The organism is Rhizobium sp. LjRoot258, assembly GCF_964254185.1.
GTDB lineage: Bacteria > Pseudomonadota > Alphaproteobacteria > Rhizobiales > Rhizobiaceae > Rhizobium.
In genome coordinates this window covers 1468858-1483474 of sequence record NZ_CAXUST020000001.1, presented here as the reverse complement: position 1 = coordinate 1483474, position 14617 = coordinate 1468858, and the positions used below count along the sequence as shown (strand labels likewise).

At 60.6% G+C, this 14617-nt stretch carries 10 protein-coding genes; 9 read left to right on the top strand and 1 reads right to left on the bottom strand.

What is annotated here, in order from left to right; genetic code table 11:
• The first annotated feature begins 109 nt into the window (after positions 1-109).
• The 7 genes from ytfR (at position 110) to ACSQ9D_RS07455 (ending at position 8583) form a co-directional block, all read left to right on the top strand.
• Complete coding sequence (ytfR, locus tag ACSQ9D_RS07485) at positions 110-1633, top strand: galactofuranose ABC transporter, ATP-binding protein YtfR (protein WP_436281707.1); 1524 nt, start codon at positions 110-112, stop codon at positions 1631-1633.
• On the top strand, positions 1630-2649 hold the full coding sequence (locus tag ACSQ9D_RS07480; protein ID WP_436281706.1) for an ABC transporter permease: 1020 nt from the start codon (positions 1630-1632) through the stop codon (positions 2647-2649). The genes ytfR and ACSQ9D_RS07480 overlap by 4 nt, the downstream gene beginning before the upstream one ends.
• The gene (gene yjfF, locus ACSQ9D_RS07475; protein WP_024314853.1) at positions 2646-3614 is read left to right on the top strand and encodes a galactofuranose ABC transporter, permease protein YjfF; all 969 of its coding nucleotides are present in this window, start codon (positions 2646-2648) and stop codon (positions 3612-3614) included. Before ACSQ9D_RS07480 ends, yjfF begins: the two co-directional genes overlap by 4 nt.
• Before the next feature lie 15 nt (positions 3615-3629).
• Positions 3630-4382 (top strand): FadR/GntR family transcriptional regulator, encoded by a 753-nt coding sequence (locus ACSQ9D_RS07470; RefSeq protein WP_436281705.1) that lies wholly within the window; start codon positions 3630-3632, stop codon positions 4380-4382.
• Positions 4383-4462: 80 nt separating this feature from the next.
• Positions 4463-5824, top strand: a complete 1362-nt coding sequence (gene glmU / locus ACSQ9D_RS07465; protein WP_436281704.1) for a bifunctional UDP-N-acetylglucosamine diphosphorylase/glucosamine-1-phosphate N-acetyltransferase GlmU — start codon at positions 4463-4465, stop codon at positions 5822-5824.
• 105 nt (positions 5825-5929) lie between these two features.
• The gene (gene glmS / locus ACSQ9D_RS07460) at positions 5930-7756 is read left to right on the top strand and encodes a glutamine--fructose-6-phosphate transaminase (isomerizing) (protein WP_436281703.1); all 1827 of its coding nucleotides are present in this window, start codon (positions 5930-5932) and stop codon (positions 7754-7756) included.
• 122 nt (positions 7757-7878) lie between these two features.
• A complete protein-coding gene (locus tag ACSQ9D_RS07455; RefSeq protein WP_436281702.1) occupies positions 7879-8583 on the top strand; it encodes a DUF502 domain-containing protein in 705 nt (234 codons plus the stop codon).
• Between the two features lie 15 nt (positions 8584-8598).
• On the opposite strand, the gene recG is transcribed toward ACSQ9D_RS07455, so the two are convergent.
• A complete protein-coding gene (gene recG / locus ACSQ9D_RS07450; RefSeq protein ID WP_436281701.1) occupies positions 8599-10704 on the bottom strand; it encodes an ATP-dependent DNA helicase RecG in 2106 nt (701 codons plus the stop codon).
• A gap of 92 nt (positions 10705-10796) precedes the next feature.
• Between recG and ACSQ9D_RS07445 the strand changes: the two genes are divergently transcribed.
• On the top strand, positions 10797-11111 hold the full coding sequence (locus ACSQ9D_RS07445; protein WP_436281700.1) for a succinate dehydrogenase assembly factor 2: 315 nt from the start codon (positions 10797-10799) through the stop codon (positions 11109-11111).
• Positions 11111-14617 carry a transcription-repair coupling factor gene (gene mfd / locus ACSQ9D_RS07440; protein ID WP_436281699.1) on the top strand — a complete coding sequence of 1169 codons (3507 nt, stop codon included), beginning with the start codon at positions 11111-11113 and terminating at the stop codon, positions 14615-14617. Before ACSQ9D_RS07445 ends, mfd begins: the two co-directional genes overlap by 1 nt.

The following is a 14617-nucleotide window of genomic DNA, read 5'->3' as shown; positions in this document are numbered from 1 at the left end:
AACCGCACCGGTCCATCATGGGCCGGTGCGGAACTGCCGAATGCCAGTTGGGACGTCATGTCCGTCCACGGCGCGGCATTGTCGGTCCATATCAGGAAAAGCCGCTTTCATGATTCACGATTTCGAGAACGTTCTAACCGCCTCCGGGGTATCGAAATTCTTCCCGGGCGCCATTGCGCTCGACAAGGTCGATTTCTCGCTGCGCAAGGGCGAAGTGCATGCGCTTCTGGGCGAAAACGGTGCCGGAAAATCGACGCTCATCAAATGCATTACGGGTGCCTATCACCGCGACCAGGGCAGGCTTGCTCTCGATGGCGCCGAAATCAATCCGTCCGATACGCTCGCGGCCCAGAAGCTCGGCATCGGCACGGTGTATCAGGAGGTCAACCTCCTCCCCAATCTGAGCATCGCCGAGAACCTATACCTCGGGCGCCAGCCGAAGCGGTTCGGCATGATCGACGTACGTGCGATGAACCGGCAGGCGCGGGCACTGCTTGAGCAATACGGGATGGACGTCGATGTGACCGCGCAACTCGACCGGTTTTCGGTTGCAGTACAGCAGGTCGTGGCGATCGCGCGCGCGGTCGATCTGTCGGGCAAAGTTCTCATTCTCGACGAGCCGACTGCAAGCCTTGACACGCAGGAGGTCGCGATGCTCTTTCGCATCATTCGCGACTTGAAAGAACGCGGCCTTGGCATTGTCTTTATTACTCATTTCCTGGAGCAGGTTTACGAGGTCAGTGATCGCATCACCGTGCTGAGAAATGGCAAGTTGGTCGGCACTCGCGAAACATCCGAGCTGTCTCGCCAGAGTCTGATCTCGATGATGCTCGGTCATGAATTGGCGAATGCCGAAGCAACAGCGCGGGCCCATTCGGTTACAGCCGGTCCGGTCAAATACAGGTTCGAAGGCTACGGCAAGCGTGGCAAGGTGAAGCCGTTCAACCTTGAGGTCCGCGTCGGCGAGGTTGTGGGCGTTGCAGGCTTGCTCGGGTCCGGCCGCACGGAGACTGCCGAGCTGCTTTTCGGGATCGAGCAGGCTGACAGCGGAACGGCACAAGTGGACGGTAAGCAGGTCACGCTCTCGAATCCGCGTGCGGCCATCCGCAGCGGCTTCGGTTTCTGTCCGGAGGATCGCAAGACCGACGGGATCATCGGCGACCTTTCCATTCGCGAGAACATTGCCCTGGCGCTGCAAGCACGGCGAGGCTGGGCCCGGCCGATTTCTCGCGCCGATCAAAACGCCCTGGCCGACCGCTACATCAGTGCGCTCGACATCCGGACGACAGACAGGGAGAAGCCGATGCGTCTGCTGTCAGGCGGCAATCAGCAGAAAGCGATCCTTGCGCGCTGGCTGGCCACCAATCCGGACTTCCTGATCCTCGACGAGCCGACCCGCGGGATCGACGTCGGCGCACATGCCGAGATTATCCGCTTGATCGAAGATCTCTGCGCGAAGGGCATGTCGCTGATCGTTATTTCTTCGGAATTGGAAGAACTTATCGCCTATAGCTCACGTATCTTGGTCCTTCGCGATCGCGAGCATGTCGCGGAACTGACGGGAGACAATGTCAACACCGCGCGCATCGTCGACGCCATCGCGGCCGCCCAAAAGAAGACGGAGGACGCATGAAGTCGTCGTTCAACGCACTGCTGATCCGGCTGGCGCCGCAACTCATCGCGCTTGCGGTCATTCTCGCGTTAAATTTTATTATGTTCCCGCAGTTTTTTAATGTTGTTGTTCAGAACGATCGGTTTTATGGCAGCCTGATAGATGTGCTAAACCGCGGTGCGCCGGTGGCCTTATTGGCAGTCGGCATGACGCTCGTGATTGCGACCAAGGGGATCGATCTGTCGGTGGGCGCGGTGATCGCGATCTGCGGCGCCGTTGCCGCTTCATCCATCGTGTCCGGCCATTCGCTGGCCATGACGCTGCTGATAACGGTGGGAGTCGGGCTGCTTTGCGGCGTATGGAACGGCTTTCTGGTCGCCATACTCAACATCCAGCCGATCATCGCCACGCTTGTGCTGATGGTTGCCGGACGCGGGATTGCTCAGCTCATCACCGAGGGTGTCATCATGACCTTCAACGATGAAGGGCTGATCGCGCTCGGCAGCGGCTCCTTCGCATTCCTACCCATGCCTGTCATCATATGGCTGGTCATGGGCACCCTGGTGATCCTGCTCGTGAGGCGCACGGCGCTTGGCATGCTGATCGAAGCAACCGGCATTAATCGACGTGCAAGCATGCTTTCCGGCGTGCGAACGCCCGTACTGCTAATGGCCGTTTATATGTTGAGCAGCCTTTGCGCCTCGATCGCCGGTATCATCGTCGCAGCCGATATCAAGGGCGCCGATGCAAACAATGCCGGGCTCTGGTTGGAACTCGACGCGATTTTGGCCGTCGTCGTGGGCGGCAACTCTCTGCTGGGCGGACGCTTCAGCATCCTCGGCTCACTGATCGGTGCAATGATCATCCAGGCTGTGAACACCGGCATTCTGCTCTCAGGATTTCCGCCGGAGTTCAACCTGATCATCAAGGCGGTGATCGTCATCGTGATCCTCGTCATTCAGTCGCCGGCAGTTCAATCGGCAGCCGTGGTTCTAAGCCGGCGATCGAGCAATGTCAGGGAAGGGCAGTTCCAATGAACTCGAAATATCTGCCGCTGCTGGCAACGGTCGTGATCTTCGTTCTCTCCTATGCAATCTGCACGTTGCAGTATCCCAACATCCTGTCCACCCGCGTGATCGGCAACCTATTGACTGACAATGCCTTTCTCGGCATCGCAGCGGTCGGCATGACGTTTGTCATCATCTCGGGCGGCATTGACCTATCGATCGGCTCCATCATCGCTTTCACCGGCGTCTTCCTGGCCGTCATCCTGCAGAACACCACAATCCATCCGCTCGTTGCGTTTGTCCTGGTGCTGATCATCACGACCGCCTTCGGTGCGGCAATGGGCGCGATCATTCACTATCTGGAAATGCCGGCTTTCATCGTGACACTCGCGGGCATGTTCCTGGCACGCGGAATGGCGTTCGTGCTGTCGATCGACAGCATTCCGATCAATCACGACTACTACACGACGCTGACAAGCCTCTATTACAGGATGCCGGGCGGTGGTCGGCTGACGCTGATCGGCGGCGTCATGCTTCTCGTCTTTGTCGCCGGCATATTCCTGGCGCATCGCACGCGCTTCGGTACCAATGTCTACGCGCTCGGCGGCGGCCCACAGACGGCGCAGCTCATGGGCGTTCCCGTGGGGCGCACCACGATCCAGATCTATGCCTTATCCGGCTTTCTTGCTGGTCTATCCGGAATCGTTTTTTCACTCTATACGTCGGCCGGTTATTCTCTGGCAGCCGTCGGCGTCGAGCTGGATGCGATCGCAGCAGTCGTCATTGGGGGGACGCTGTTGACCGGAGGGGCGGGATTCGTGGCAGGCACCTTCATCGGTATCCTGATACAGGGCCTCATTCAGACCTACATCACCTTCGACGGGACGCTCTCGAGTTGGTGGACGAAGATCTTGATCGGCCTGTTGCTTTTTGCATTTATTCTAATGCAGAAGGTTATTCTCTTCCTTTCCAGTATGAATAAGAGGTATGCCTGAGCGGGGAGGTATTCGTTGCGTAACAGATTGCTTGAGACCGGAAAAACAGCGCGCAAATCGCGAACGAGCCACGCACAGGTCGTGGATGAGCTCGGCAGGGCGATTGTTGCCGGAACCTATCCTGTCGGAAGCATCCTGCCGGGCGACGCCGACCTCGCACAGCGTTTCAAGGTCTCACGCACCGTCCTTCGCGAAACGATGAAAACGCTTGCCGCAAAAGGGATGATCGTCGCCAAGGCCCGCGTCGGCACGCGCGTGACAGAGAAAAACCTCTGGAACATGTTCGACAGCGAGATCATAGCCTGGCATTTCGACAGCGGCGTGACGGAAGAATTCCTGCTGCAGCTTTACGACATCCGGCTAGCCTTCGAGCCGTTTGCCGCCGGCCTAGCCGCCGAGCGGGCGAGCAACGACGACATCGAGCATCTGCGAGCACTGGCAACGGAAATGGCCGCTCTAGGCCACACCAGCGAAAGCCTTGCGCTGGCCGACCTGCATTTTCATCTCGCAATAGCCGATGCATCTCACAACCCCTTCATGCGAACGCTTGGCAGCCTGATCGAAGCCGCGCTGGTGGGCATGTTCCGCATTAGTACACCGCCGTCGCAGAACGGCTTCTCCAACATTGCCGACACGCATATGCGCATCGTCGAGGCGATCGTCGCCGGGGACGTCGATGGCGCCCGAAAGGCCATGGAGATCGTGATCATCGATGGCCGCGATCACGTCCGCGACGCCTATGCGGCGATAACCAAGGCATCCGCCTGATCCATTTTGATCTTTGTCCCGCCCTTGTCTTGCTGCTATGAGGCAGCAAGGCTGCACCCAATGGATTCTCGGAGCACATCATGGAACGGACTTGCCTCGCCATCATTCTCGCTGCGGGGGACAGCACGCGAATGAAGTCGTCGAAATCGAAGGTGCTGCACCCGATCGCGAACCGCCCGATGATCGCGCATGTCGTGGATGCCGTGGCAAAGAGCGACATTTCATCGGTCGCGCTCGTCGTGGGGCGCGACGCCGACGAAGTGGCGAAGGCTGCCCAAGTCGGAAACGTCGAGATCGAAACATATCTGCAGAAGGAGCGGCTTGGCACAGGTCATGCGGTGCTGGCAGCACGCGAAGCCATCGCGCGCGGATATGACGATATCATCGTGACCTACGGCGATGTACCGTTGCAGACCGAGGGACCGCTCAAGGCCGCACGTCAGGGCCTTGCCGAGGGCAGCGATGTGGTCGTCATCGGCTTCCACACCGACAGGCCGACCGGCTACGGCCGCCTGCTCGTCAAGGATGGCGAACTGATCGCCATCCGCGAGGAAAGGGATGCGACAGATGCCGAACGTGCCGTGAAATGGTGCAACAGCGGCCTGATGGCGATCAACGGCCGCAAGGCGCTCGATCTGCTATCGCGCATCGGCAACGCCAATGCCAAAAGCGAGTACTATTTGACGGACCTAGTGGAGATCGCCCGCTCCATCGGCGGCCGCGTCACGGCTGTCGACGCACCCGAAATCGAAATGACCGGCTGCAACAATCGCGCAGAACTCGCCGTGATCGAGCGGCTCTGGCAAGAGCGCCGGCGCCACGAGATGATGATCGCCGGGGTCACGATGATCGCTCCTGAGACCGTGTTTCTTTCCTACGATACCGCGATTGGGCAGGACGCCCTGATCGAACCGAACGTCGTGTTCGGCCCCGGTGCGACAATCGATGGCGGCGCGATCATTCATGCATTCTCGCACATTGAGGGTGCGCATGTCAGCACCGTCGCGGCCGTCGGCCCGTTTGCTCGCCTGCGGCCGGGTGCCGATCTCGGCGCCGGCTCGAAAGTCGGCAATTTCTGCGAGGTCAAGAACGCGAAGATCGGCGAGGGAGCCAAGGTCAATCACCTGACCTACATCGGCGACGCGAAGGTCGGAGCGGGGACGAACATTGGAGCAGGCACGATTACCTGCAACTATGACGGCGTCAACAAGCACGAGACGCTGATCGGGGCGAACACCTTCATCGGATCGAACTCATCGCTCGTAGCGCCGGTCAGCATTGGCGACAATGCCTATATTGCCTCCGGCAGTGTCATCACCGCGGATGTACCCGCCGATGCGCTCGCCTTTGGCCGTGCGCGCCAGGAAGTGAAGCCGGGCAGAGCCGCCGTCTTGCGCGAGCGCGCGCTGGCTATCAAGGCTGCAAAGAAGTCCAAGGCATAGGTCTCTGCGTAACGCGCGGAAACCGAAAGTGACCGCCGAGGCCATTGAGAAAAAAGACAGAATCGTTACGAGTGGCCTTCGAAACGGAAGGCTTTGGGGACTTTCATGTGTGGTATTGTTGGAATCATAGGAAGCAGCCCGGTTGCGGGGCGTCTTGTTGACGCACTGAAGCGGCTTGAGTACCGCGGCTATGACTCGGCGGGAGTCGCCACGATACATAACGGCGAAATGGCTCGGCGTCGCGCCGAGGGCAAGCTCTTCAATCTCGAAAAACGCCTCGACGCTGAACCTCTGCCGGGAACAATCGGCATTGCGCACACGCGCTGGGCTACTCATGGCGTTCCCAACGAGATCAACGCGCATCCGCACTTTGTCGAGGGGGTTGCGGTCGTCCACAACGGCATCATCGAAAACTTCTCCGAGCTGCGAGACGAGTTGATTGCCGAAGGCGCTGTTTTCGAGACGCAGACGGATACCGAAGTCGTCGCCCATCTTATGGCGAAGTATCTTCGTCACGGCATCGAGCCGCGTGCGGCGATGCTCAAGATGCTGAACCGGGTAACCGGCGCCTATGCGCTTGCAATCATGCTCCAGAACGAGCCAGGCATGATCATGGCGGCGCGCTCCGGACCGCCACTTGCGGTGGGCTACGGCTCGGGCGAAATGTTCCTCGGCTCGGATGCCATCGCACTTTCTCCCTTTACCAACGAGATCACCTACCTGGTCGACGGCGATTGGGCCGTGCTGACACGAGACGGTGCGACAATCCTCGACTTTTCGGGCAACGAGGTGCATCGCCCTCGGCAGATATCGCAGACGACCGCCTATGTAGTGGACAAGGGCAATCACCGCCACTTCATGGAAAAGGAGATTTACGAGCAGCCGGAGGTCATCTCGCATGCCCTCAGCCGCTACATGGACTTTGCCAGCAATACGATCAATGACAACATCAACGCGATCGACTTCAAGGCTACAAGCAGCCTGGCAATTTCCGCATGCGGAACCGCATATCTCGCTGGCCTCGTCGGCAAATACTGGTTCGAGCGCTACGCGCGTCTACCTGTCGAAATCGATGTCGCATCCGAATTCCGCTATCGCGAAATGCCTCTGTCGCCCTCGCAGGCCGCCCTTTTCATTTCGCAGTCCGGGGAGACCGCGGATACGCTGGCGTCGCTCCGTTACTGCAAGGATCAGGGGCTGAAGATCGGCGCTGTGGTCAACGTCAGGGAATCGACGATCGCCCGTGAGTCGGATGCAATCTTCCCGATCATGGCGGGCCCAGAGATCGGCGTTGCGTCCACCAAGGCATTTACCTGCCAGTTGGCCGTCCTGGCATCGCTGGCACTCGGCGCTGGCAAGGCGAGGGGAACGATCAGCGCGGAGCAGGAAAGGGAGCTGGTGCGCCATCTCGCTGAAATGCCGCGCATTATGAGCCGCGTACTGAACCTCATCCAACCGCAGATGGAAAGCCTGTCGCGCGAATTGTCGAAGTGCCGCGATGTTCTCTATCTCGGTCGTGGCACGAGCTTCCCGCTTGCGATGGAAGGGGCCCTCAAGCTCAAGGAAATTTCTTACATCCATGCCGAGGGTTACGCAGCGGGCGAACTGAAGCACGGGCCGATAGCATTGATCGACGAAAACATGCCTGTCATCGTGATCGCGCCGTTTGATCGTTTCTTCGACAAGACTGTGTCGAACATGCAGGAGGTTGCAGCGCGTGGCGGCCGCATCATCTTTATCACCGACGAGGCAGGCGCGGCCGCCTCGAAGCTGCCGACAATGGCGACGATCGTGTTGCCTGATGTCAACGAAATCATAGCGCCGATGATCTTCTCACTGCCGATCCAGCTGCTTGCGTATCACACCGCTGTCTTCATGGGCACGGATGTCGATCAGCCGCGCAATCTGGCAAAGTCGGTCACGGTGGAGTGACCGGCTGGTCGCCCCCTGAAGACTTGTGCGACTTGGCAATTTCTGGCAGCTTTTCAATCAGGAAAGCATGGGGGAGCTGATTGCCGATAGCCGGTCTGCTCAACGGAGTTCATCAGCACGCGATGACGGAAAAACTGCTTCGATTGCCGATAGCCACTCGCATCAGGAACAACTTCCTGGCGGGCCTTATCATTTGCGCACCCGTTGCGATTACGCTGTGGCTGACATGGTCGGTCGTGCGATGGGCAGACAGCTGGGTGAAGCCGTACCTGCCGGCGCGCTATGACCCGGACAACTATCTGAATTTCGCTGTGCCCGGTTCCGGCCTGCTGATCGCGCTTATCGCGATCACGCTTATCGGCTTCCTCGGCAAAAACCTGATCGGCCAGAGCATCGTTCATTTCAGCGAATCGCTTGTGCGGCGCGTACCGCTCGTGCGCAGTATCTATCAGAGCGTAAAGCAGATTTTCGAGACGGTGCTGAAGGACAAAACCAACTCCTTCAAGAAGGTCGGCCTCATCGAATATCCCAGCCCCGGTCTCTGGGCGCTCGTCTTCATTTCGACGGATGCCAAGGGGGAGATTGCGTCGAAATTCAAAGCGATGGGCCAGGACATGGTCTGCGTGTTCCTGCCGCCGACGCCGGTGCCGACGGCCGGATTTCTGATCTTTACGCCGCGCGAGAAGATCGTTCCGCTCGATATGTCACCGGAGGATGCCGCAAAGCTCTTGATCTCCGGCGGCCTGGTCACACCCGAAGAGCTTGCCGGGCGCATCGCGAAACAAGAACGGACGCGCAAGCCGCTGCCGGCGCCTATCGAGATGTAGTTTTGGCCGCGCGGCTCAGCCGGCATGTAGGAAGCGAATCGCCTCATCGCGACGGAACAGGTAGAGCAGGGTGCGCACGGCTTTGCCGCGGTCGCTGATGAGGTCCGGATCACGCTCTATCAGATACGCAGCATCGCGGCGGGCGGTTTCCAGAAGATCCGCATGAGCCTCCAGGCTCGCGATACGAAAGCCCGGTGTTCCCGATTGCCGTGTGCCGAGCAGTTCACCTTCTCCGCGCAGTTTCAGGTCTTCCTCTGCAATGCGGAAGCCGTCCTCGGTTTCACGCATGATCGACAGGCGCGCATGGCCGGTCTCGCCAAGCGGTCCCTTATAGAGCAGGATGCAGGTCGAGGCCGCGTCGCCGCGGCCGACACGGCCGCGAAGCTGATGCAACTGCGACAGGCCGAAGCGCTCGGCATGCTCGATCACCATGATCGTAGCATCAGGAATATCGACGCCGACTTCCACCACCGTCGTGGCGACCAACAGGCGGATTTCGCCGTTCTTGAACGCCATCATCACGGCGTCCTTTTCGGCGCCGCTCATGCGGCCGTGGATCAAACCGATTCCTGGGCCGAGCGACGAGACGAGCGTTGTATGGCGCTCTTCGACCGACATCAGATCGCTCTCCTCGGATTCCTCGACGAGCGGGCAGATCCAATATGCCTTCTTGCCCTCTCCGACTGCGCTCTTCAGCCGTCCAACGATCTCGCCAATGCGTTCGGTCGGCACGGTAATCGTCTGGATCGGCTTTCGGCCGGCCGGCTTTTCAGTCAGCTTCGAAACGTCCATGTCGCCGAAGGCGGCAAGCACCAGGGTTCGCGGGATCGGCGTCGCCGTCATCACAAGCATGTGCGGCGTGATGCCCTTGGCGGTCAGTCGCAGGCGCTGGTGGACGCCGAAACGATGCTGCTCGTCAACGACAGCCAGCATCAGGTTGCGATAGTTGACGGTGTCCTGGAACAGGGCGTGTGTGCCGATAACGATCTGCGCCTCTCCCGACGCGATCCTTTCGAGGATGTCTTCGCGCTCACGACCCTTGGTACGGCCTGTGAGGACTTCGAGGCGCAGACCTGCCGAAGCGGCGAATTTCGAGATCGTCGCGTAGTGTTGACGCGCGAGGATCTCCGTGGGGGCCATCAGGACGGCCTGGCCGCCGCTTTCGATGACAGCGGCCATCGCTATCAGTGCGACCAGCGTCTTGCCGGAGCCGACATCGCCCTGAAGCAGCCGCAGCATGCGGTCTTCGCCGGCCATATCCTTGAGGATATCTGCAACCGCGGCGTTCTGGCTGCCGGTCGGAGAGAACGGCAGGGTCTGCAGGATTTGCCGGCTGATGATGCCGGTGGCATGCACCGGTTGGCCGGCGACCTTGCGCAGGCGCTGGCGCACTAGACTGAGGGAGAGCTGGCCCGCCAAGAATTCGTCATAGGCGAGGCGGCGACGGGCAGGGGCTTGCGTATCGATATCCGCGCGATCACATGGTTCGTGCAGCGCGTGGAAAGCATCGGCTATCGAGGGCAGCCCCTGTTTCTGCGCGAGGGTCAGGTCGATCCATTCCGGCAGTTCGGGTGTGCGCGGCAGCGCGGCTTCGATGATCTTGCGCAGTGTCTTTGGCGAAAGACCTGCGGTGAGGGGGTAAATCGGCTCGACGAGGGGCAGATTCTCGGCCTCGCTGGCCTTCACAATATAGTCTGGATGCACCATCGAAGCGCGGCCATTGAACCAGTCGATCTTGCCGCTGACGGTCACCTCTTCGTCGAGCGGTAATTGCTTTTCCAGCCATGCCGCCTGGCCGCGGAAGAAAACGAGTGTCAGTTCACCGGTCTCGTCATGCAGGACAACGCGGTAAGGGATGTTGCTTTTGCCGCGCGGCGGCACCTGGTGGCGATCCACGCGAGCCGTGACGGTGACGATGGCGCCTTGCGGCGCGCGGGCGATACCGGGTTGGTTTCGACGGTCGATCAGGGAATGCGGCGCATGAAACAACAGATCGACGACGCGCGTATCGTCAGGCGTCTCGCGCCCAAGCAGCTTTACCAGCAGCTCGGCGATCTTTGGGCCGACGCCGGGCAGGGCGGAAACGGGCGAAAACAGCGGATCGAGAATAGCGGGGCGCATGGCGGCAAAATGCGATGAACAATGCGGCCTTGGCAAGGCTGACAAGCCGCTTTCGAGGGTCTATAGAGGCGCATCAACAGGAAGGTAACGCCATGACGGGTGTGTCACTCTCGAGCGCCGATCTTGATCCGCGCCGCCGCCGAATCCTCTTTCGCTGCTGGCATCGCGGCATTCGCGAGATGGATCTGGTCTTCGGGCAGTTCGCCGAAAAGGAGATCGCCACCTTGTCAGAGACCGAACTCGGCGAGTTCGAAACCATCATGGCCGAAGAGGACAACGATCTTGTGCGCTGGATCATGGGAACATGGCCGGTGCCCGAGCGTTTTCAGACGCCGATGTTTGAGCGCCTTGCCGCCTACAAGCCCGATTTCGAGTATCCAGCCGACGCCCTGCCCAGGAACGCGTAATGATCCCAGGTTTTAACGCAAAGAAGCTGTCAGCCGTCGCCGAGCCGCTGACCATCGGCAACGTGCCCACAGGTGTGGAGGCTTTGTTGCTGGCCGATCTGGCACGCGCCGGCGAGCCGGTCGCTTACGTGCTTTCCGATGGCCAGCGGATGGCCGACTTGGAGCAGATTCTCGGCTTCGTTGCGCCCGAGATCCCGGTTCTGACCCTGCCGGCCTGGGACTGTCTTCCTTACGACCGCGTTTCGCCGAGCGCGGATACATCAGCACGCCGGCTCGCGGCGCTGGGCGGCCTGATCGCGCATTGTAAGAAACCGCATGCGGCCATCGTGCTGGTGACCGTCAATGCGATGCTGCAGAAGGTTGCCCCGCAGGAGGTCATCGAGAGCCTGGCGTTTTCCGCACGTCCGGGAAACACTGTGCGCATGGACAACGTTGCCGGGCGGTTGGAACGCAATGGTTTCGACCGCGTCGCAACGGTGCGCGAGGTCGGCGAATATGCGGTGCGCGGCGGCATTCTGGATGTCTTCGTGCCCGGTTCCGAGGAGCCTGTTCGCCTCGATTTCTTCGGCGACACGCTGGAAAGCATCCGCAGCTTCGATCCGGCAAGCCAGCGCACGACAGGGCAGGTCCGCTCGCTCGACCTCAACCCGATGAGCGAGGTCACGCTGACCCCCGATACCATCAGCCGTTTCCGCAAGAACTACCTCTCCTCGTTCGGCGCGGCAACGCGCGACGATGCGCTTTATCTCGCCATATCGGAGGGGCGGCGCTATCCGGGCATGGAGCATTGGCTGCCGCTTTTCTACGAGAAGCTGGAGACGGTATTCGACTATCTCACAGGCTTCCGACTGGTGACCGATCACACGGTACGCCAGGCTGCCGAGGAGCGCTCCAAGCTTGTCTTCGACTATTATGATGCGCGCCTGAATTCCGGACAGCCCGGCAAAGGTCAGATGGCGCAAGGAACGCCCTACAAGCCCGTGACGCCCGGCCAGCTCTATTTGGACGGAAAGACTTTCGCCAACACGCTCGACGCGTTCGACGCGATGCGGATTTCGCCCTTCAACGAGCACGAGGGAGAGGCGCGGCGCGTCATCAATCTCGATGCTCGACAGGGCGAGCGGTGGGCACGCTCGAACGCGGAGGGGGGTGGCAATGCCGAACGCGTGAATGTCTTCGACGCCGTCGTGAAGCATATTGCAGACCGGCGCTCATCCGGCGCCAAGGTGTTGATCACCGCCTGGACGGAAGGTTCGCTGGACCGTCTGCTGCAGGTGCTGAACGAACACGGCCTGGAGCGCGTGAAACCGATCGGCGCCCTGAAGGAGATCGACAGCCTTGCCAAAGGCGAGGCAGCAGCCGCTGTGCTCTGTCTCGAATCCGGATTTGAAGCCGGCAATCTGGTGGTCATCGGCGAGCAGGACATTCTCGGCGACCGCATGGTGCGGCGCTCGAAGCGGCGCAAGCGCGCTGCGGATTTCATCTCCGAGGTCGCCGGTCTCGACGAAGGTTCGGTCGTCGTCCACGCGCAGCACGGCATCGGCCGGTTCGTGGGCCTGCGCACGATCGAAGCGGCGGGCGCGCCGCATGCCTGCCTTGAACTGCAGTATGCCGACGATGCGAAGCTCTTCCTACCAGTCGAGAATATCGACCTGCTGTCGCGCTACGGCGGCGAGGGGACGGAAGCGCAGCTCGACAAGCTCGGCGGTGGCGCATGGCAGATGCGCAAGGCCAAGCTCAAGAAGCGACTGCTCGATATGGCGGATGCGCTGATCCGTATTGCCGCCGAACGCCTGACGCGACACGCGCCCGTGCTGACGACGCCGGAAGGGCTCTATGATGAGTTCTCCGCCCGCTTCCCCTACGACGAGACGGAAGACCAGGACAACGCCATCGAGGCCGTGCGCTCCGATCTTGGGGCCGGCCGGCCGATGGATCGTCTCGTCTGCGGCGACGTCGGCTTCGGCAAGACAGAGGTGGCGCTTCGTGCTGCCTTCGTGGCGGCGATGAATGGTATTCAAGTTGCCGTGGTTGTGCCGACCACGCTGCTGGCCCGCCAGCACTTCAAGACCTTCTCCGAGCGGTTCCGCGGCCTGCCTGTGCGCATCCAGCAGGCCTCGCGCCTCGTCGGTTCGAAGGAGCTGGCGCTGACGAAGAAGGAAGTGGCCGAGGGCAAGACCGACATCGTCGTCGGTACCCACGCGCTTCTCGGTGCGGGCATCCAGTTCGCCAATCTCGGGCTGCTGATCATCGACGAAGAACAGCACTTCGGCGTCAAGCACAAGGAGCGTCTGAAGGAGTTGAAGAGCGACGTACACGTTCTGACGCTTTCGGCAACACCGATCCCCCGCACACTCCAGCTCGCGATGACGGGTGTGCGCGAGCTGTCGCTGATCACGACGCCTCCGGTCGACCGCATGGCGGTGCGCACCTTCATTTCGCCGTTCGATTCGCTCGTCATCCGCGAAACGCTGATGCGCGAGCACTATCGCGGCGGTCAAAGCTTCTATGTCTGCCCGCGGCTTGCCGATCTCGAGGATGTGCATGCGTTCCTGCGGTCCGACGTGCCGGAGCTGAAAGTCGCTGTCGCGCACGGTCAGATGCCGGCTGGCGAACTCGAAGACATCATGAATGCCTTCTACGACGGGCGCTACGACGTGCTGCTGTCGACGACGATCGTGGAATCGGGTCTTGACGTGCCGACCGCCAATACGCTGATCGTCCACCGCGCCGATATGTTCGGCCTCGCTCAGCTTTATCAGCTACGCGGCCGCGTCGGACGCTCGAAGGTCCGCGCTTTTGCGCTCTTCACGCTGCCGGTCAACAAGGTGCTGACGGCGACGGCCGAACGTCGCCTCAAGGTGCTGCAGTCGCTCGACACGCTTGGTGCGGGCTTCCAGCTTGCCAGTCACGATCTCGACATTCGCGGAGCAGGCAATCTGCTTGGCGAGGAGCAGTCCGGCCATATCAAGGAAGTCGGCTTCGAGCTCTATCAGCAGATGCTGGAAGAGGCAGTTGCCGAGGTGAAGGGCGTCGATGAGATCCAGGATAGCGGCTGGTCGCCTCAGATCTCGGTCGGAACTTCGGTGATGATCCCGGATGGCTACGTGCCCGATCTGCACCTGCGCATGGCACTCTATCGCCGTCTCGGGGAGATCACGGAACTGAAGGAGATCGATGGCTTCGGCGCTGAAATGATCGACCGCTTCGGCCCGATGCCGATCGAGGTCCAGCACCTCCTGAAGATCGTCTACGTGAAATCGCTCTGCCGCGTCGCAAACGTGGAGAAGCTGGATGCAGGCCCCAAGGGCGTTGTGATCCAGTTCCGCAACAAGGAGTTTCCGAATCCCGCAAGCCTGGTTGGCTACATCGCCAAGCATGGCTCCATGGCGAAGATTCGGCCGGACCAGAGTGTGTTCCTCACCCGCGACCTGCCGACCCCCGAAAAGCGGCTGCAGGGTGCAGCGGTTATCATGACGCAGCTCGCGGAAATGGCGAAGGCGTAA